Below are 18909 nucleotides of genomic sequence, written 5' to 3'. Positions count from 1 at the left end.
GACGATGCCGCCGCGCGGGAGAGCTGCCGGCGGCATCGTCGTTTTCGGGCGGGTGGTTGCCAGAGGGGCGGCTGTATGCTCCACGCAGCGCCTCGAAAGTGCAAACGAAGACGCCCACCAGGTTGGTGGGCGCGCGTCGACCAGGATACGGTTCAGTGGAACGAACTGCCGGCGAGCATCCCGCCGTCGACGATGTATTCCGACCCGGTGCAATACGCGGATTCGTCGGACGCGAGGAACAGCACGAGATTGGCCACCTCATCGGGCTTGCCGATGCGCGCGATCGGCAAGCCGCTGTAGATCGACGACGGATCGAAATCCGCGAACTCGGGCGGACGTGCCATCACCGTATCGATGCCGCCCGGATGCACCGAGTTCACGCGAATGCCGTAGCGGCCGAATTCGAGCGCGGCGGCCTTCGTCATTCCGCGCACCGCGAACTTGCTCGATACGTATGCGCTGCCGCCCGCGACGCCCTCCATCCCGGCCGTCGACGACACGTTGACGATCGAGCCGCCGCCCGCCGCCTTCAGCGCGCCCAGCGCCGACTTCATGCCGAGCCAGCAGCCGACCTGGTTCACGTCGATCACCTTGCGATAGTCGTCGGGCGAGCACGCTTCGATCGGCACGAGCTTCAGGATCGCCGCGTTGTTCACGAGGATGTCGAGGCGGCCGAACTGCGCGAGCGTCGCATCGACGGCAGCCTGCCAGTCGGCTTCGCGGGTCACGTCGAGATGCTGGAAACGTGCGGCGTCGCCGAGTTCGGCCGCGACGCGCTGGCCGGCTTCGTCCAGCACGTCGGCGATCACCACGCGTGCGCCTTCGGCGACGAATCTGCGCGCTTCCGCTTCGCCCTGGCCGCGGGCACCGCCCGTGATCAGCGCCACCTTGCCTTCGAGTCGTTTCATGCTGCTTTCTCCTGTGAGTGAGAGGGGCGCGCGGGGCCAATTACGCGGAGGCGGCCGCCGCGTCGATGATGCGAACCGGATCGGCACCGTCCCATGCACGGGCCTCGGCGATGCCGCGCGCGATCATGTCGCGCATGCCGGCGCCTTCGATCACTTCGACGCGCACGCCGGGATCGTCGGCGTCGTCGAGATAGGCGACACGCGTGGCCGCGTTGCGCGCGTCGAACACGACACGCAGGCCGCGGCCCGTGAGCTGCGCGAGCGCGGCATCGAGATCGTCGACGACCCACGCGACGTGATGCAGCCCGACGAGCGGCTGGCCGTGCGCATCGCGGTACGGCGAGCGCGCCTCGTTCGTCACGTGAATCAGTTCGATCTGCAGATCGGCGCGATACGCGAGGCCGACGTCCATCGTGACCGTCACGGGTTCGCCGAAGTGATGGCCGTCGAGGCGCACGTTGCGGAATACGGTCCACGGGCCGACGTCGTGGCGTTCGCGCCAGCGCGCGATGCTGCGGTCGAGATCCGCGACCACGTAGCCGATCTGGTCGATGGGGCCGAGCATGGGATCGTTCATGGCGTCTCCGTGGCCGGCACACGTGGGCGTGCCGCGCGATGATTGACGGTCATGATCGCAACAAAGCGCCTGCGGCGTGCCGTCCAAACGGATGAGCCCGCGCGTTTCGTCGTGGCGTGGTGGACGGGTGGGTGCGCCAGCGCGCGACGATGCAGGAATGCGAAGCGGATCGGAGAAGGCGCGCTTCCGGCCGGGCGATCAGCGCGTTACCGCGCGTTCGGCCCCTTGACCGTCAGCCGGCACACGGTTGCCAGCGCAAGCAGGTTCGGGTCGCGTTCGCGCCGGTGCAGGAAGCTCAAGCCGATCGTCTGGCGGATCGTCGGCCCGGCGAGCGGCACGAGCGCGATCTTGTGCGCGAACAGGTCGTGCACGCGGCCGGGCAGCAGCGAGCAGCCGACGCCGCCCGACACGAGATTGATCAGCGAGAAGATGTCGCCCACCCGCATCACGACGTTCGGCGTGACGCCGGCCGAACGAAACGCTTCCGTGAAGCCATGATGCGTCGCGAAGCCTTCGCCGAGCGACACGAACGGCGCGTCGCCGCACGAGCACAGATCGATGGCGTCGTGCCGCGCGTACGGCGAGTCGATCGGCGCGGCGAAGAACATCTCGTCCTCGAACAGCGCGATCGATTCGATCTCGGCATCCGGTTCGGGCAGCGCCATCAGCGTCGCGTCGATCGCGCCTTGCCGGAGCTTGTCGAGCAGGTCGGCGTTCGAGCCGAGCACGAGCTCGGCCTGCAGTTCGGGGCGGCGCTCCTTCAACGCGATCACGACTTCGGGCACGGTGCGGATCGTCAACGAGTAGAGCGAACCGATCTTCAACTGGCCGGCGCCGTAGCCGGCCGCCTCGCGCGTCGAGCGGATCCCGTCCGTCATCGTCTTGAGCACTTCGCCGGCGACGTCGGCGAGCACCTGCGCGGCGTCGGTCGGAATCAGGTTCCGCCCCTCGTGGCGAAACAGCGCGCAGTGCATCCCTTCCTCGAGCGTGTGCAGCGCGCGGTGCACGCTGACCGTGCTGACGCCCAGCGCCTCGGCGGCTTTCGCGAGGCTGCCCGCTTCCATGAAGGCGAGCAGCACCTCGAGCTTGCGGAACGTGATCTCTTCGTTGATGCGGTTGCGCATGGTGCGGGCGGCGGGAAGGGCGGCCGACGATTCTGCCGCAGAACCGAGGCTGCAACAATGCGCGGATTTCCGGGGTTTCCGCGTGGCGGCGCCCGGCGGGGCAACATTTAATCTCCGGCTAATCATCTGCCGCGGGTATTAATTGATGCGGGTTTTCGGCGTCCCTATGATCGTTTCACGCCGGTCGTACGGGCAGGCCGTGAGGTTCCGATGGTGCGGGCCCGTGCCTGCGCCCGCGCGTTGCCGCCGGCGATACGAACAGCCGGTTCGCCCATGCGTGTCACGCAACACGGCACGCATGCGGCGCGGCGCCATGAGACTGCAGGAGACTAGCATGCGCGACTCACGTCGGAACTCGCGGCATCGGCAGGTGATTGCCGCTGTCGTCGGCAACACCCTCGAGTGGTACGACTTCATCGTTTACGGTTTCTTCTCCGGCATCATCGCGCGGCTGTTCTTTCCCGCCGAGAGCCAGTACGCGTCGCTGCTGATGTCGCTTGCGACCTTCGGCGTCGGCTTCTTCATGCGCCCGGTGGGCGGCATCCTGCTCGGGCTCTATGCGGACCGCAAGGGCCGCAAGGCCGCGATGCAGCTCATCATCTTCCTGATGACGCTGTCGATCGCGCTGATCACGTTCGCGCCGTCGTACGCCGTGATCGGCCCGGCGGCGCCCATCCTGATCGTCGTCGCGCGGCTGCTGCAGGGGTTCGCGACGGGCGGCGAATACGCGAGCGCGACCGCGTTCCTCGTGGAAAGCGCGCCGGAAAACCGGCGCGGGCTGTACGGATCATGGCAACTGATCGGCCAGTGTCTCGCGGTGTTCTCCGGTGCAGCGATGGGCGCGTGGGCCACGCAGTCGCTGTCGGACGCGGCGCTGCATAGCTGGGGCTGGCGCGTGCCGTTCGCGCTCGGGCTGCTGATCGGGCCGGTCGGCCTGTGGATCCGCCGGCACATGGAGGAGACCGAGGCGTTCGTCGCCGCGAGCAAGTCGACCGTCGAGCCGCCGGCGAGCGTGTCCGGCGTGCTACGCGACAACCTGCGCGGCGTGCTGGTGTCGATGGGGCAGACGATCACCGGTACGGCCGTGTTCTACGTGATGCTCGTCAACATGCCCACGTTCGTGCACAAGACCTTCGGGCTGCCGCTCGACCAGGTGTTCAAGGTGCAGATGGCGGCGGTTGCGCTGCTGACGGTGACGATCCCGTTCGCGGCGCTCGTGTCCGACCGCATCGGCCGGCGGCCCGTGCTGATCGCCGGTTCGCTGGCGCTGCTGACGGTCACGTATCCGCTGTTCACGTGGCTGGCTGCTGCACCGGGCATCGGGCGCCTGCTCGTGATGCAGCTTGTGATCTGCACGATCATCGGCATCTGCTACGGGCCCGCGCCGACCACGCTCGCCGAGCAGTTCGCGACGCGTTCGCGCTCCACGGGCATCGCGCTCGCGTACAACGTCGCGGTGATGGTGTTCGGCGGCTTCGCGCCGTTCATCGTCACGTGGCTGACGCACGCGAGCGGGTCGCCCGTCGCGCCCGCGTGGTACGTGTTGTTCGCGGCGTCGTTCGGGCTGCTCGCGAGCGTGTTCATGCACGACGGCGCGCCACGCGTGCTCGCGCGCCGGCAGTTTCAGGGCCAGCCGTTGAGCGCGAAGTAACGGTCGTGTCCCGGCGCCCGCACCGGCGACCCATCGGCGCGGGCGGCAGGCAGGGTAGCGGTGCTGCCGATGCTTAGCATCGCGGGCGGCGGCCTACCGCGGCCGCCGCCCCATCGTTACGCTTGGGCGATCATCCACTCTGTCCGGAAGGTCGCCATGTCCCGGCTCGACTACACGTTGCTCGGCCCCTGCCTGCTCGCCATCGCGATCGACGCGATGGGCTTCGGGCTCGTCTATCCGATGATGTCCGCGATCTTCAGCGATCCGCACGCGGGCATCCTGCCGGCCGACGCCGGCGCGCATGCGCGCAATTTCTACCTCGGTCTCGGCTACGGGATCTACCCGTTGTGCATGTTCTTCGGCTCGTCGCTGATGGGCGACCTGTCCGATCGCTACGGCCGCCACCGGATCCTGCTGCTGTGCGTGCTCGGCCTCGCGGCCGGCTACGCGATGATGGCGGCCGGCGCGTGGCACGCGAGCGTCGCGCTGCTGCTGGCCGGCCGTGGGCTCACCGGGCTGATGGCGGGCTGCCAGGGCATCGCGCAAGCGGCGATCACCGACCTGAGCACGCCGGAGAACAAGGCGTACAACATGAGCATCATGTCGCTCGCGTTCAGCGCGGGCGTGATCGTCGGCCCCGTGCTTGGCGGCGTGACGTCCGACCGCACGATTTCGCCGCTGTTCGACTACGGCACGCCGTTCGTGCTGGTCGCCGCGCTGTCGCTGGCCTGCGCGTTCTGGACCTGGGCGTCGTATCGTGATTCGGCCGCGCCGCGCGGCGACACGCGCATCGATCCGCTGCTGCCGCTGCGAATCATCGGGGAGGCCGCGCGCCAGCGCAACGTCGCGTTCCTGTCGGTGGTGTTCTTCCTGATGCAGGTCGGCTACGGGCTCTACCTGCAGACCATCATGCTGCTGCTGCAGGCGAGATTCGGCTACACGAGCGCGCGGCTCGGGCTGTTCAGCGGCGTGATCGGGCTCTGCTTCGTGTTCGGCTTGCTGTTCGTCGTGCGGCGGATGCTGCGTGTGTGGCGTGTGGTCGACATCGCGAAGACGGGCCTGCTCGTCGCGGGCGTCGGCCAGGTCCTGTCCGCGCTGTTCCCGCACGAGCCGGTGCTGTGGGCGCTCGCGATGGTCGTCGGCTGCTTCGACATGGTCGCGTACACGACGATGTATACGGCGTTCTCCGACGCGGTCAGCGAGGACCGGCAAGGCTGGGCGCTCGGCGTCGCGGGCTCGGTGATGGCCGTTGCGTGGGTCGTGACGGGCGCGCTCACGAACCTGCTGCCCGTGTTCGGCGAGATCGGCCTGCTGCTGATCGGTGGCGCGGGCTTCCTGCTCAGCTTCGCGATGATGGTCGCGTATGGTCGCACGCAGCCGGGCGCGCGAACAGCCGCGCTGTCGTAGACGGTTTGCACGTTGGCCCGATCCTGTCGGACGTTGTCCCGCGCACCGCTGTCGCGCCTGGCCGCGTGGCCCGACACTGGCGCCTCGCGTCCCGGGCGTATCCGGGCCGCGTCCGGCGGCGCCGGCTGGTCCGGCGCGCCGTTCCTTCGACATGCCAACCGAGAGAGCGACCCATGCAACATCCGACCATCCGTACCCTGGCGGGCGCGACCGCGCCGACATCGATCGCTGCCGCCCGCACCGCGCTGCTGGTGATCGATTTCCAGAATGAATACTTCAGCGGCCGCCTGCCGATTCCGGAGGGGCCGCGCGCGCTGGCCAACGCGCAGCGCGTGATCGCGTTCGCCGACCGCGCGGGCATTCCGGTGTTTCACGTCCAGCACGTCGATGCGGCCGACGGCCCGATCCTCGCCGACGGCAGCGACGGCTTCCGCTTTCACGCGGACTTGCAGCCGGCGGCGCATCACACGGTGGTGAAAAAGACGTCGGTGAGCGTGTTCCCGACGACGGACATCGATGCGCGCCTGAAGGCGGCCGGTGTCGACACGCTGATCGTCACGGGCCTGATGACGCATGCATGCGTCGCTGGCGCGGCACGCGATGCGGTGCCGCTCGGCTACGCGGTGATCGTCGTCGACGACGCATGCGCGACGCGCGACCTCGACCTCGCGGACGGTGGCACGGTATCGCACCGCGACCTCCATCGCGCGACGCTGGCCGCGCTGTCGGACACGTTCGGCGACGTGCTGACGACCGGGCAGGTGCTGGCGCTGGCCGTCGCCTGACGGTCGCCGGATGCGTGCTTCAGTCGGCCCAGCCCGGTGCGGCGTATACGACTTCGCCGCGGAAGCACGTCTCGATCACACGGGTTTGCGCGAACGTCTCGACCGGGTGCGCGAACGGATTGCGGTCGAGGATCGCGAAGCTCGCGTCCTTGCCCGCTTCGAGCGAACCCGTGCAGTCGTCGAAGCGCAGCGCATACGTGGTGTTCACCGTATAGGCCTCGAGCATCGTGAGCAGATCGAGGCGTTCGTGCGGATTCCACGGCGGGCTGTCGGGCTGGTCGATCAGCAGGTGCGTGACGCCCGTCTGGATGATCTGCATCGGGTCCATCGTGCTGACCGACCAGTCGGAGCCGGCTGCGAGCATCGCGCCCGCGTTGCGCAGGCTGCGGAACGGATAGTTGCGCGCGGTGCGTTCCGCGCCGAGCAGGTCGCGATAGAGCTGCTGCTGCTCCTCGCGCGCGGCCGTCCACAGCGTCTGCACGCTGGCGATCGCGCCGAGCCGGTTGAAGCGGCTCATGTCGGCCGGATCGACGAGCTGCAGGTGCGCGAGCTGCGCGCGCCGGTCGCGCATGCCGTTGCGGATCTGGACGTATTCGAGCGCGTCGAGCGTCATGCGCACCGCGCGGTCGGCGAGCGTGTGGAAGTGCAGGTCGAAACCGGCCGTGTCGGCGAGCAGGCAGATCTCGTTCAGCGCGTCCTGGCTCCACAGCGCGAGGCCGCAGTCGTCGGTGCCGGCGTACGGCTCGAGCAGCGCGGCGGTCCTCGATTCGGGCACGCCGTCGACGAAGATCTTCACCGTATGCAGGCGCAGGTTGTCGCATTCGTATTCGCGACGCCATCTGGCGAAGCGCTCGATCTGCTCGCGCGGATCGCGGCGCGGGTTCGCATAGAGGCCCGCGCTCATATACACCTTCAGCGTGCCCGCGCGCTGCGCGTCGGCGTAAGCCTTGAGTTCGGCCTCCTCGACGCGCGCGTCGAACCAGCCGGTGATGCCGTAACCGTGCGCCATCGCGTGCGCTTTCGCGAGGGACTTCGGGTAGCCGGCCGGGCTCAGTTGCGGAATGATCGGGCACACGCGGTAGAACGCGGCTTCGTGCACGACGCCATTCGGCGCGCCGGACGCATCGCGCTCGTACACGCCGCCGGCCGGGTCGGGCGTATCGGCGTGGATGCCGGCCGCTTCGAGCCCTTTCGTGTTGAGGCAGCCGCTGTGCACGTCGAAGCCGACCACGAGCAGCGGCCGGTCGGGCACGATCCGGTCGAGCAGCTCGCGGGTCGGATACGCGCCGAATGCGGCCAGGTTGGCGCCGCCGAGATAGACCCACGGCGCGTTCGGCGTCGCATCGGCGCATGCGCGAATGCGCTGCAGGATCGTGTCGGGATCGTTGATGCCGGACAGATCGAAGTCACCGAGGATCTGGTGGCCTTCGAGCGGGTGCACGTGGCCGTCGATGAGGCCCGGCAGCATCAGCCTGCCGGCCAGGTCGACGATGCGCGTCGCGGGGCCGGCCAGCGGGCGGATGTCGTCGTCGCGGCCGACGGCGACGATCTTGCCGTCCTGGGTGGCGAGCGCCTGCGCGAAGCGGCGCTGCGCATCGCCCGTGTAAAGCAGGCCGTTCAGATAGACGGTATCGGCGTGTTGCATGTGTCTCCTCCGGATGGGGGAAGGTTCGACGGGCGCACGTGTCCGGCGGGCGGGCCGTGTGGCTCGTCCGGTCGCGTGAACCCGGTCGGGTTGGAATGAGAAGCGGGTCGGCTAGGTGCCGGTGCTGCGCGGCAGGCGCGGCGATACGTCGTGGTGAAGGCCGGCCGCCGCCGGAGCGTTACGCCGATCGCGCTGCCAGGTCTGGGTCGGCGAATCGATGGGCGACGCGCGCGCGGCCGTGCAGGCCGGCGTCCATCCGGTATTCGGCATGCCGTGTCTCCGTGATATCCGACGCGTTCCGGTCGTCGGGTGAGTCAGATACTAGGAGCGGGGCGGCCGGCTGTCTGTCATCGTTTTGAGGACAAGACGCGACAAAGAAGGCGGGGGCGAGTGGGCGTGCAGCGATGCAGAGGTGCCATCTATTGACCGCGGTCCGCCGGCGGTTCTTCTTCGGTCACGCACCACGCGAACAGTCCGGCGCGGTTCGCCACGCCGAGCTTCGCGAGCGCGCGCCCGAGATAGGTGCGCACGCTGCTGGGCTTGAGTGCGAGGGTATCGGCGATCTGCGGGACGGGCTGGCCTTGCAGCACCGCGCGGCATACGAGCCGTTCGCGCTGCGACAGCGCCGCGCCGCAGGCCGACAGGCGCTGTTCGAACCGCTGCAGCAGCGCGCCGTCGTCCGAGCGCGGCGTCAGGCGGGCGAGCCGTGCATGCTGGATCAGGAGCGGCAGCACGAAATCGCCGAGCTGCCGCAGCAGCGCCAGTTCGGCCAGCGTATAGGACGGCTGGCCGCGCCGGCGGAACAGCGAGAACGCATAGACATAGTCGCGCTCGCTGCCGAGCAGCGTGCAGTCTTCGCCCAGTTCGCCGAGCGCGAAATGGCGGCCGTATTCGGTTGCCGTATCGATGTCCTCGTTGCACGAGAACACGAGCTGCGAATCGGTGGCGCGCTCGATATGCGGGAGCAGCGTGTCGGTGCGCCAGTCGCCTTGCGTATACAGATCGAGCGCGTGGCGTGTGCCGTCGGGATCGTCGCCGCCCGCGAAGAACAGCACGTCGACACTGTCGACCGACTGCGACGGCGCATCGCGACGGTAGCGCGTCGCGACGCTGTAGTGGGACTGCGGATCGACGGTTTCGCGCAGCCACGCCCAGAGCCGGGCGGGAAACTGCGGACTGCCGAGGCTGGCGACCAGGTCGCCGGCATTGCTGAGGGAAATATGGGCGGGGCTCATCGTTGACACCGTCTTCGCGAACGGCCGCCCGTGTCGGCCGTGCTTCGCGTATGACGGCGCACCGGCGGCGCGTCGGCAGGCGGTGCGGTCATGCGGGACGGAGGCCGGCGCGGCGGCGAAGCTCGATTGTAGGGGACTTCGCCGCCGCCGGGCATGCGCGCTTGCCGGGCGCGCGGCCGATCGTCCTTGGACGGGCGGTGCGCATCGTGGCGCACCACGTGCCGGCTCCACGCGTCAGAACATCGTGTTCGCGTTCGCGGACTTCTCGGGTACCGACTGGATCACGTCCCAGTGCTCGACGATCTTGCCGTCCTTCACGCGGAAGATGTCGACGACCGCTTCGCCGCGGTCGCCCGGACGCTCGGTCGCATGCACGTGCAGGTAGACGAGGTCACCGTCGGTTGCGCTACGCACGATGCGTGCGCGCGATGCCGGGTTCTTCTGGAACGCGCCGACGAAGTACGACACGAACGGCTTCTTGCCGTCCGGTACGTGCGGGTTGTGCTGCTTGTAGTCGTCCGCGACCACGGCGGCGGCTTCGGCGGCTTCGTGCTTGTTGAAGAAGCGGTCGTAGAACGTCAGCACGAGCTGGCGGTTGGCTTCCTCGGCGGCCAGGTCGCGCGGGGCCGGACCGGCGGCCAGCGCGGCCGTCGACGCGGCCAGCAGGACGAGCGCGGCAACGGCGCGAACGGGGGAGCGGAGCGATGACATGTAGCGCGTTCCTTGTCTGACGAAGCGTGGGTGGGTGCGTGATGCGCGACGGCCGGTCGAGCCTGCCGCGGCGATCAGCGGGCGGCGGCGCATGGTTGCGGATGTACGCGCCTTGTCGCCGCGAGGGATTCGCCGCCCGGTCCGAAGCGTCACGATCCGGACTGGGCGAGGCGGCGCGCCGTCGTCATGCTTCGTTGAACTGGCGAATTCGCGCGGCTGTCGGGTCGATCGAATGGTACAGTTGCCGCGAACCCGTCACAAGAAGTCAGCGCGATGTGAACAGGTCACGCCGCGCTGACCATGCGTTGCCCTTGAAAGAGAATCCAGTCATGCCGTTCCCGCCCGCCGATGAACCCGTCGAACTCGATCAGCCGTGCCCGATTCGCGATGTGCTCGACCGCATCGGCGACCAGTGGAGCCTGCTCGTGCTCGAGACGCTGTCCGGCGGGACGATGCGTTTCAACGAACTCGGCCGTACGATCGGCGATGTGTCGAACCAGATGCTGTCGCGCACGCTCAAGCGGCTCGAGCAGGACGGCTTCGTCAGTCGCACGCTGTACGCAGAAGTGCCGCCGCGTGTCGAATATGCGCTGACCGACCTCGGGCGTTCGTTCCTGACGCCGATGCAGGCGATGATCCGGTGGGCCGACGAACATCATCGCGCGATCTGCGTCGCGCGACGCCGGGCACGGGAACTGGAGGGCGGCGGGCGCTGAGCGGGGCGCTTGCGCCGCCTTGTCGCTGGGCGTCGTGCTGCGGATCGGGTGTGATGCGACGACGCGTGGCATGGTTGCCGGTGCATCGCCATTGCATGATTTCGTTATCCGAATGATTTCGGCGGGTCGAGCGAGGGCGCCGATGCGGCGGTGTATTCCATTCGTCTCGTATGCGGCAATGCGCTGGCGGTGCTCCGTTTACAAGGGCAGTACGGGGCGACCGAGACGGCGGTCTTTCTCGGCATGGCGTACGAAGGGTGCGGCACGGTCCGGTCGAGGCGGGATGGTGGCGTGCCGTAGATCGGCGAGCACGTCGATTCGAGGTGGCGTGATCAGAAGCCTCGCCCCCGGTTTGCGCGCCGGCATCGGGGCGGGGTGGGGCAGGATTCGGGGGGCTGCCGGGCATCATGATTGTCGGGGCCGAACGGCACGGATTCGCCCGCGCCGTCCGGCCCCGGGGCCTGCCATCGGCCGGACGCCGGATGGCTGCCTATCGCCACGTACCGTCGACGTACATCCACACTTGCCCCTGGCGACGCCAGTAGCCGGGCACCCACCGACGCCCGGGGCGCCGTGCGACCCAGCGGCCGGGCACCCATATATAGCGGCCCCGCTGCCAGCGCCAGTAGCCGTCCGTCCATATATAGCCGTGCGGCCGAGGCGGCGGCGGTCGGCGGTCGTGCCGGGCGGCCGGCGGTGCGAAGCCCGGGCGGTCCGGATAGGGCGGGCCGCCGGGTACGCGATTCGGGCCGGAGGGCCGGTACACGGGCGGCGCGGGCTGGGCCGAGGCGCCGCGGAGCCAGCCGCCGGTGCTGACGAAGGCAGCGGTCAATCCGATGGCGCGCAACAACGAGCGTCGATTCATGGCGTGTCCTGTTCTGTATTCGAGGCCGCCTTACATTAGCCTGCCAGTCCGTCGGCCGGGTTACGCGAGCAGTTAAGGCTGTTACCGTGTGTCACGGTGGGCGGCCGAACCGTCGGCGAGGGGAAGCGGGCCTTTCTGTAAGGATGGCGGGCGGGCGGATGTGACCCGCTGACAAGCGTCGAGCGCTGTTTACTGGCTGACGGATGCGTTTTAGGTGCCCGGAGCCTGAAATTCGAGATCCGGATGGGTAAAATTTACCTATTTCGGGGTGTCGCGCCGAATCCGTTTGTTGTTTCTATGCAACCGTCAAGACGATGACATGTAAGAATGGTGCGATGAAAGCCTCCAAAAAGACCCCGTCAAGAAGTCAAAAACAAACGTCAAAACAAATACTTATAACTCGGCCCCACTTTCATTATTTCTAGTTCTGGAAAAGCTTATTTCTTTATTTGCGGATCGCTCCCCTAGGGTACACCCCTAAACTCACGGTTCCCAAACGGGCAACTATCCGGGCGCGGCCAGCAGGATCGATGGCGCTCCCGGGCGGTTGCAGACCGTTTATGAACAAGGTCGCGAGACCTGCCTCTTTTTAGAAGGGAGCTCCACGAATGAACAAGACTCTGATCGTTGCAGCAGCTGCAGCATCGTTTGCTACCGTCGCTCACGCACAAAGCAGCGTCACGCTGTACGGCGTGCTGGACGCAGGCATCACCTACACGAGCAACGTCCAGCCGGCACTCGGCCAAGCTGGCAAGTCGCGTTGGGCGATGGGTTCGGGCATTGACCAGAGCCGTTTCGGCCTGCGTGGCTCGGAAGACCTGGGTGGCGGCCTGAAGGCAATCTTCACGTTGGAAAGCGGCTTCAACATCGGTAACGGCAAGTTCGCGAACGGCAACGGCGGCATGTTCAACCGTCAAGCTTTCGTCGGCCTGTCGAGCCAGTACGGCACGGTCACGCTGGGTAAGCAGTATGACGCAACGCAAGACTACCTGGCACCGCTGACGGCAACGGGCTCGTGGGGCGGCACGTACTTCGCGCACCCGCTGAACCTCGACCGTCTGAGCACGAACGGTGATGTCGCTCAGAACAACACGATCAAGTTCACGAGCGCGAACTACGCTGGCCTGCAATTCGGCGGCACGTACTCGTTCTCGAACAACACGAACTTCGGCAACAACCGTGCGTACAGCGCAGGCGTTGCATACCAGTTCCAAGGCCTGAAGCTGGCTGGTGCATACTCGCAAGCGAACCTGGGTGACGGTACGAACGCAAACGGCGCAACGTCGTCGGCGATCGGTGGCATCGCTAGCCAAGGCCGCGTCCGCACGTACGGTGCTGCTGCTGGTTACGCATTCGGCCCGGCACAAGTCGGCGCTGCATGGACGCAAGCTCGCCTCGACAACAACGCAGTCGGCGCTCTGGGCTCGGTCCGCACCGATAACTACGAAGTCAACGCAAAGTACAACCTGACGCCGGCTCTCGGCCTGGGTGCTGCTTACACGTACACGAACGCGAAGATCAACAACGGCAGCACGCACTGGAACCAGTTCGGTCTGCAAGCTGACTACGCACTGTCGAAGCGCACGGACGTCTACGCACAAGCTGTGTACCAGCGTGCAGCGAAGAACGGCGTTGGCGCATCGATCTACAACGGCAACAGCTTCAACGACAACCTGCCGAGCTCGTCGATCAACCAAACCGCAGCAACGGTTGGTCTGCGTCACCGCTTCTAAGCGTGACGGCGGGGTAACCCGCTACGCAGCATCGAAAAAGGCGCCTTCGGGCGCCTTTTTTTCGTCTGCGGAATGCGATGTCGACGATTCGCGTCGTCCGGATGCAAAAAAGCGAGGCCTGTGCCTCGCTTTTTCCGTTGTGCGGCGCGGTGCCGGCGGCAGTGGCTCAGCGCGTGTATTCGCCGTTGGCTTCCGGCTGGAACACGATCGCGGCGACCTTCATCTGCTTTTCGGCGCCGCTCGGTTGCGTCACCTTGACCATCTGGCCGCGCTGGGTGCCCAGCAATGCCATGCCGACGGGCGAGAAGACGTTCAGGCGGCCGAGCTCGAGATTGGCGGCGTCCGGATAAACAATCGTCCAGGTGGCTTGTTCCTGGGTCGCTTCGTCGAGCAGCGTGATCTGCGAGTTCATCGTGACGACGTTCGCCTTGATGGCGTCGGGCTGGACGATGTCGGCGCGCTCGAGAAGCGTATCAAGCATCGTCTGGAAGCGCGGGTTGTGTTCGGCGTGCTTCTCTAGGCGAGCAACGTCGAGTTCGGTCAACTGGTAAAGGCGTTGTTTCATGGCAGTTCTCCAAATGATCGGCAGGGGCAGGCGTGGCGTGCCTATGGGATCGCCCGGAGCCTGTCTGACCTGGCTCCGGGAGGAGACCGAGCCGTCAGATCAGGCGCCGGGCAGGGGCGAGCGGCGCCTGGGCCGTGCGTCGAGCGAGGGGATGCGCCGGATGACCGGCGCGCGCGCGCGCGCCGGCCGGGCCGGACGGCGAAACCGAAAGGGGCGTGAGCGCGTACATGGTGGATGGAAGATCGACTGACGAATATAACCTTACGATTCTACAACACAACTTTCGACATATGCGATTTGGCTGTCGGCATTTTGTCAGCGATTGTTGTGCGGATGAAGCAAGTTACCACGATATCGTTCGAGATGTGCCGGCGATTTTTGTCAAAATCGCAACGCTGTATGTTCAAACTAAGGGTTTCCCCTTGGATGGGCGAGAACTACACTGGATTCAATCGCTTCAGACAGTCCTGCCGAGGCGACGCCAAAAGAGAACATATACCGGAGGTAAATCATGAAGTCGGTCATCTACGCAGCTATCGCCGCATCCGTCCTTGCCACCCCGATCGCGTCGTTTGCACAGTCCGAGCAGGGGCTGACCCGCGACCAGGTCAAGGCCGAGCTCGTGCAACTCGAACAGAACGGCTACAAGCCGCTGGCGAGCGATCCGCAGTATCCGGACAACATCCAGGCCGCGGAACAACGCATTCAACCGAACCAGCCGATGCTCGCGCAAGCCGATACGAGCGGCTACGGTGCCGTGGCGACGGGTGCCGGCCAGGCCGGCCGTCGCACGACGCGCGAAGCACCGAATCCCGTGAACTCGGTCTACTTCGGCAACTGAACGTCCCCGGGTCTGCCCGAGCGCACCGCTTAATCGACGAGACGCGCACCGGTTGTGCGCGTCATTCGCCCGCAGGAGCAGAACCTCCGTCGCCGCATTCCGGCGGCTTTCCGCCCAGACGCTCGCGCGTTTGGGCCTTTTTTGCTGGGGCGGGTCAGGCGGACGTGACCGCGGGCGTGCCGTGGATATAGTGTTCGAGCTGGCTGATCGTGAACTGCTGATCGGCAATCACGCTCTTGACGAGGTCGCCGATCGAGATGAGGCCGACCAGCTTGCCGCCGTCGAGGACGGGCAGGTGGCGCATCCGGTGCTCGGTCATCAGCGCCATGCACTCGTCGGTGGATTGCGACGGTTCGACGTAGCGCACCTTCGCCGTCATGATTTCCTCGACGCGAGTGGCTTTCGACGAGCGGTCCTGCAGGACGACCTTGCGCGCGTAGTCGCGCTCGGTGACGATGCCCGCGATGTCGTCGCCGTCCACGACCAGTAGCGCGCCGATGCCTTTTTCCGCCATCAACTTGATGGCGTCGTAGACGAGATCGCTCTTCGTGACGGTGTAGATGGTGCGGCCCGAATCCGGCTTGGCCTTGAGAAGCTGCGCGACAGTCGTGCTCATTCGCTCTCTCCGTTTGCAGGTCGATGCTGGGCAGGCAGGGTGTGATGCTTGTCACCCGATGAGCCCAGTATAGCCGCGCAGGTGGCGGCAGTCGCGTGACGATTCCAGATTAGCGGTAAACTCCCGTCACGCACTATCCACACAACTCCTACATTCCTGAACGTTTCGATTGAATTCATGATGTCTTCGCGTCCCCAATCGCCCACGCCGGGCAATGGCCAGGCCGACGAGTGCGTGACGCTCGTCGCTACCGCGTCGCTGCCCACGCGCTACGGTACGTTCACGTCGTATGCTTTCCGCGTATCGGGCAGCGATGCCGAACATCTCGCGCTCGTGATGGGCGATGTCGCCGGCGAGCAGTCCGTGCTGACGCGCCTTCATTCCGAATGCCTGACCGGTGATGTATTCGGCTCGTACCGCTGCGACTGCGGTGAGCAGCTCGATCTCGCATTGCGCTACATCGCGGCGGAAGACCGCGGCGTGCTGCTGTATCTGCGCGGCCATGAAGGGCGCGGGATCGGCCTGAGCAACAAGATCCGCGCGTACGCGCTGCAGGAGCAGGGGCGCGACACCGTCGAGGCGAACCTCGACCTCGGCCTGCCAGACGACGCCCGCGAATACGACTCGGCCGCGGCGATTCTCCGGATCCTCGGCGTGACGTCGGTGCGGCTGATGAGCAACAATCCGGCGAAGTTCGATACGCTCGCGAAGCACGGTATTCCCGTCTGCGAACGCGTTGCGCTTGCGGTGCCCGTGCGTGAGGAAAACGAGCGTTATATCCGCACGAAGCAGACGAAGTTTGGGCATTACTTCGAAGAAAACGAGTAATCTCCGCGGGCGCACCTGCGCCCGTTTCTCATCATCCGCTCCCTGGAGCGTCGCCGACAAAGGCGACGATTTCCATTTCCCCTCCATCCGTTCCGCTTTCAGGTTTGTGACGGCACTTGCGTTATGCGGCCTGAACGATCCGTCTTCCCTATGTTCACACCGTCGAAGATCGAAACCGAGCGCCTGACGCTGCGTCGCTGGCGGCCGGCGGATGCGGGCGCGTTGTCGGCGATGCATGAGGATCCCGACGTGACCGCATGGCTCGCGCGCGGCCCGATGTCCGTTGACGAGGCGAGCGACGTCATCGCGCGCTACGACGCGCATTTCGAGGCACACGGTTTCGGCCCATGGGCGGTCGAGCGTCGTTCCGACGCGATGCTGATCGCGGTGTGCGGCCTGTCGAACGAAGTGCGTGCAACGCATCCGATGGCGCCGTGCGTCGAGATCATGTGGCGGCAGGCGCGTCACGCCTGGGGGCACGGCTACGCTGTCGAGGCGGCCGCCGCCGCATTGGCCGACGGGTTCGACCGGATCGGACTCGGCGAGATCTTCGCTTGGACGGCCGACACCAACCTGCGATCACGGCACGTGATGCAGCGGCTCGGCATGCAGCATCAGCCCGCGCGCGATTTCGACCACCCTGCGTTGCCGGAAGGGCACGCGCTGCGTCGGCACGTCGTGTATGCCGCCCGTGCCGCCGCTCTGGCCGGCGCGTAACGGCTCACGCGTGATCGCTCGTCAGCGCCACGTGCCGTTCTGCAACACGATCCGGTAACCGTCGGCATCCTCGAAAGTCTGGCCGGATATTTCCCAGAACGGATTGAACGACGTCACCGGCATGAAGCCATGTTCCGTGGCGCGCGCGCAGGCGGCTTCCCATTCCGGCCGATCGGGCAGGTAGAACACGATCAGGTCTTCGGGCGTCGGTGACGGCGCGATCGGGTGGTCGGGGCAGTGCGTGAATTCGAAGTGATAGTTGAGGCCGTCGCGCCCGAGCATCACGCCGGAAAACCCGTCGTGATCTTCAAAGCGCGCGAGAACGGACAACTCGAGGGCGTCGCGATACATGCGCTCGGTACGGGCGAGGTTGCTGACCGGGCGGGCAATGCGCAGATGGGCGTGCAAGATGGCCTCGGAGGCGAGTGGCGGGCCGGTCAATGATAAGCCGGCCAATCCGGATTGCGTGTGACGAACGGAGCGTGTTTCGGCGCGGGCCCATCGTATCGAACGATATGGGCGCCTTCCGGCCAAACGAATCGAACCGTCAAACCTCGTCTCGTGAAAGAAAAAACATGACGCTCCCGATCAAATGCGCGCACCCCATTGCAGCCGGTGCTTGTCAGGACAACCTTCGACGTCCTGTTTTCGCCTCAGCCTGTCGAGTGATGAGCGTACGCGCCTATCCCGGACGAGAGGGCGCAAATGAGTAAGCCCGATCTCCGTCGGCCGGTTACCGGCCCTTATCGCCAGTCGCGATGGATGGTCGTGCTGGAGGTTGCCTTTGGATGGGTGGCCAAGGGGACGATGATACTGGTCGGATTCTGCATGGTCGCGTTGGCGGCCCTGACGGGCGACGTGAGTGCGCTGGCGGACTTGCCAACGACCAAGAAGGGCTGGTTGTACCTGCTGCTGGTAATGATCGGGGTGGTGGCGCTGATATTTGCGGTGCACCACTTCTGGCCGTGGCCGCCTGATGCGCGCCCGGCAGGCTAGGTGCGGCGGAAGGAGATGTGTCCCCGCAATTCGCGCAGGCAAGAAAAAGCCCGCTACATTGAGCGGGCTGAATCCATGTTTGGAGACATGGAGGAGACAGACGTAAATTTAAGGGAAAACCCGAGGCATGGCAAGCCCTAGTTGTATCGATACAACTTCCTGTTGCATCGCACTCACATGCCGCCTGCCCGGGCGTGCGCCGCAAACGCGCTGAAACGCTCCTGCGCGACCGGTAACGCATACTTGTCGCGCATCTCCGTCTCGATCCATGCACAGGCCTCGCGCGCGCAGTCGGTCAGCGCGTGCCGCGTCGCATGGCCATCGATGTCGTAGACGAAGCGCACGCCGACCTCGTCGTCGGCCACCTGCCGCTCGAGCTGGTTGAGCTGCAGTTGCGGCCCATGCTGTTGCGACAGCGCACGCAGTTCGTCGAAGTGATATTCGAGCCAGTCGGCAAAGAACAGCGCGTCGCTGTGGCACGGCAGCCGGAAGGCCGCGCTGCGCGACGGGCGCGGCCCGGCTTCGCCGGCCGACGCGTGCGGGTCGCCGCAGGTGGCGATGGACGCGTCGACGGGCGCGAGCGGCTGCTGGATCTGGCGGTAGGGCTCGCGATCACGCAACGCGTGCCACAGCAATTCGTCGCCGGCGGCGCCGGACGGCTGCATCGTCAGGTCATGCCGGCCTTCGCCGGCCGGCGCGATGTCGCGGATCACGAGGCGCAGCGAGCAGAGCGGCTCGTCCGCGACCAGCAGCGTCGCCGCGCGCGGCAGCCCGCAGACGAGCGGCGCGGCGCCGGCCGCACGGAACACGAGCCCGCGGCGGTCGAGCCGCACGAGCGGCAGCGGCCGGGGAAACGACGGGTAGGCGACCGCGATGCGGGCGCCGTTGGCGCTCGTCAACCCGGGCATCATCGCGCGAAAGACCTGAGACTGGTCCACGTTGATTCTCCTTCGTTACGAGGCCGCCCGGACAGAAACGCGCGTTCCGGT

21 protein-coding genes are annotated in these 18909 nt (G+C 66.4%); 9 read left to right on the top strand and 12 right to left on the bottom strand.

What is annotated here, in order from left to right:
- Nucleotides 1-152: 152 nt before the first annotated feature.
- The 3 genes from CFB50_RS28355 to CFB50_RS28345 form a co-directional block, all read right to left on the bottom strand.
- Nucleotides 153-908: a glucose 1-dehydrogenase gene (locus CFB50_RS28355; protein ID WP_089448014.1), complete on the bottom strand. Its 756-nt coding sequence runs from the start codon at nucleotides 906-908 to the stop codon at nucleotides 153-155.
- A 40-nt stretch (nucleotides 909-948) separates the two neighbouring features.
- Nucleotides 949-1485 carry a VOC family protein gene (locus CFB50_RS28350; RefSeq protein WP_089448013.1) on the bottom strand — a complete coding sequence of 179 codons (537 nt, stop codon included), beginning with the start codon at nucleotides 1483-1485 and terminating at the stop codon, nucleotides 949-951.
- Nucleotides 1486-1691: 206 nt separating this feature from the next.
- Nucleotides 1692-2609: a LysR family transcriptional regulator gene (locus CFB50_RS28345; protein ID WP_089448012.1), complete on the bottom strand. Its 918-nt coding sequence runs from the start codon at nucleotides 2607-2609 to the stop codon at nucleotides 1692-1694.
- Nucleotides 2610-2943: 334 nt separating this feature from the next.
- Between CFB50_RS28345 and CFB50_RS28340 the strand changes: the two genes are divergently transcribed.
- The 3 genes from CFB50_RS28340 (at nucleotide 2944) to CFB50_RS28330 (ending at nucleotide 6452) form a co-directional block, all read left to right on the top strand.
- Nucleotides 2944-4260 (top strand): MFS transporter, encoded by a 1317-nt coding sequence (locus CFB50_RS28340; protein WP_089448011.1) that lies wholly within the window; start codon nucleotides 2944-2946, stop codon nucleotides 4258-4260.
- 156 nt (nucleotides 4261-4416) lie between these two features.
- Nucleotides 4417-5667: an MFS transporter gene (locus CFB50_RS28335; protein ID WP_089448010.1), complete on the top strand. Its 1251-nt coding sequence runs from the start codon at nucleotides 4417-4419 to the stop codon at nucleotides 5665-5667.
- Nucleotides 5668-5840: 173 nt separating this feature from the next.
- Nucleotides 5841-6452 carry a cysteine hydrolase family protein gene (locus tag CFB50_RS28330; RefSeq protein WP_089448009.1) on the top strand — a complete coding sequence of 204 codons (612 nt, stop codon included), beginning with the start codon at nucleotides 5841-5843 and terminating at the stop codon, nucleotides 6450-6452.
- Between the two features lie 19 nt (nucleotides 6453-6471).
- Here CFB50_RS28330 and CFB50_RS28325 read toward each other — a convergent pair whose 3' ends face one another.
- From CFB50_RS28325 to CFB50_RS28315, 4 genes are all read right to left on the bottom strand, one after another.
- A complete protein-coding gene (locus tag CFB50_RS28325; protein WP_089448008.1) occupies nucleotides 6472-8097 on the bottom strand; it encodes an amidohydrolase in 1626 nt (541 codons plus the stop codon).
- A 111-nt stretch (nucleotides 8098-8208) separates the two neighbouring features.
- Entirely contained in the window at nucleotides 8209-8367 is a 159-nt protein-coding gene (locus tag CFB50_RS39655; protein ID WP_166888381.1) for a hypothetical protein, read from the bottom strand.
- 149 nt (nucleotides 8368-8516) lie between these two features.
- The gene (locus CFB50_RS28320) at nucleotides 8517-9332 is read right to left on the bottom strand and encodes a helix-turn-helix transcriptional regulator (RefSeq protein WP_089448007.1); all 816 of its coding nucleotides are present in this window, start codon (nucleotides 9330-9332) and stop codon (nucleotides 8517-8519) included.
- A gap of 234 nt (nucleotides 9333-9566) precedes the next feature.
- Nucleotides 9567-10043 (bottom strand): nuclear transport factor 2 family protein, encoded by a 477-nt coding sequence (locus CFB50_RS28315; RefSeq protein ID WP_089448006.1) that lies wholly within the window; start codon nucleotides 10041-10043, stop codon nucleotides 9567-9569.
- Nucleotides 10044-10372: 329 nt separating this feature from the next.
- On the opposite strand from CFB50_RS28315, the gene CFB50_RS28310 reads away from it, so the two are divergent.
- Nucleotides 10373-10759, top strand: a complete 387-nt coding sequence (locus tag CFB50_RS28310) for a winged helix-turn-helix transcriptional regulator (protein WP_089448005.1) — start codon at nucleotides 10373-10375, stop codon at nucleotides 10757-10759.
- A 490-nt stretch (nucleotides 10760-11249) separates the two neighbouring features.
- On the opposite strand, the gene CFB50_RS28305 is transcribed toward CFB50_RS28310, so the two are convergent.
- On the bottom strand, nucleotides 11250-11624 hold the full coding sequence (locus tag CFB50_RS28305; RefSeq protein WP_089448004.1) for a YXWGXW repeat-containing protein: 375 nt from the start codon (nucleotides 11622-11624) through the stop codon (nucleotides 11250-11252).
- A gap of 608 nt (nucleotides 11625-12232) precedes the next feature.
- Here CFB50_RS28305 and CFB50_RS28300 point away from each other — a divergent pair.
- Complete coding sequence (locus CFB50_RS28300; RefSeq protein WP_069252009.1) at nucleotides 12233-13357, top strand: porin; 1125 nt, start codon at nucleotides 12233-12235, stop codon at nucleotides 13355-13357.
- Between the two features lie 166 nt (nucleotides 13358-13523).
- Here the strand turns inward: CFB50_RS28300 and CFB50_RS28295 are convergent, their stop codons facing one another.
- Nucleotides 13524-13922 (bottom strand): GreA/GreB family elongation factor, encoded by a 399-nt coding sequence (locus CFB50_RS28295; RefSeq protein ID WP_059239999.1) that lies wholly within the window; start codon nucleotides 13920-13922, stop codon nucleotides 13524-13526.
- Between the two features lie 511 nt (nucleotides 13923-14433).
- Here CFB50_RS28295 and CFB50_RS28290 point away from each other — a divergent pair.
- Nucleotides 14434-14763 carry a DUF4148 domain-containing protein gene (locus tag CFB50_RS28290; protein WP_089448003.1) on the top strand — a complete coding sequence of 110 codons (330 nt, stop codon included), beginning with the start codon at nucleotides 14434-14436 and terminating at the stop codon, nucleotides 14761-14763.
- A 154-nt stretch (nucleotides 14764-14917) separates the two neighbouring features.
- Here the strand turns inward: CFB50_RS28290 and CFB50_RS28285 are convergent, their stop codons facing one another.
- The gene (locus CFB50_RS28285; protein WP_069252006.1) at nucleotides 14918-15379 is read right to left on the bottom strand and encodes a CBS domain-containing protein; all 462 of its coding nucleotides are present in this window, start codon (nucleotides 15377-15379) and stop codon (nucleotides 14918-14920) included.
- Nucleotides 15380-15556: 177 nt separating this feature from the next.
- Between CFB50_RS28285 and ribA the strand changes: the two genes are divergently transcribed.
- Both ribA and CFB50_RS28275 read left to right on the top strand, forming a co-directional pair.
- Complete coding sequence (gene ribA / locus CFB50_RS28280; protein ID WP_069260282.1) at nucleotides 15557-16207, top strand: GTP cyclohydrolase II; 651 nt, start codon at nucleotides 15557-15559, stop codon at nucleotides 16205-16207.
- Nucleotides 16208-16357: 150 nt separating this feature from the next.
- Nucleotides 16358-16924: a GNAT family N-acetyltransferase gene (locus CFB50_RS28275; RefSeq protein ID WP_089448002.1), complete on the top strand. Its 567-nt coding sequence runs from the start codon at nucleotides 16358-16360 to the stop codon at nucleotides 16922-16924.
- 21 nt (nucleotides 16925-16945) lie between these two features.
- Here the strand turns inward: CFB50_RS28275 and CFB50_RS28270 are convergent, their stop codons facing one another.
- Nucleotides 16946-17332: a VOC family protein gene (locus CFB50_RS28270; RefSeq protein WP_089448001.1), complete on the bottom strand. Its 387-nt coding sequence runs from the start codon at nucleotides 17330-17332 to the stop codon at nucleotides 16946-16948.
- 297 nt (nucleotides 17333-17629) lie between these two features.
- Between CFB50_RS28270 and CFB50_RS28265 the strand changes: the two genes are divergently transcribed.
- The gene (locus CFB50_RS28265) at nucleotides 17630-17920 is read left to right on the top strand and encodes a hypothetical protein (protein WP_089448000.1); all 291 of its coding nucleotides are present in this window, start codon (nucleotides 17630-17632) and stop codon (nucleotides 17918-17920) included.
- A 173-nt stretch (nucleotides 17921-18093) separates the two neighbouring features.
- On the opposite strand, the gene CFB50_RS28260 is transcribed toward CFB50_RS28265, so the two are convergent.
- Nucleotides 18094-18858, bottom strand: coding sequence for a hypothetical protein (locus CFB50_RS28260; protein ID WP_179254238.1), 765 nt, complete (start codon nucleotides 18856-18858; stop codon nucleotides 18094-18096).
- Nucleotides 18859-18909: the final 51 nt, after the last annotated feature.

The organism is Burkholderia sp. AU33423 (assembly GCF_002223135.1).
Classification (GTDB): Bacteria; Pseudomonadota; Gammaproteobacteria; order Burkholderiales; family Burkholderiaceae; genus Burkholderia; species Burkholderia lata_D.
This window is presented reverse-complemented; position numbering and strand designations above follow the sequence as displayed.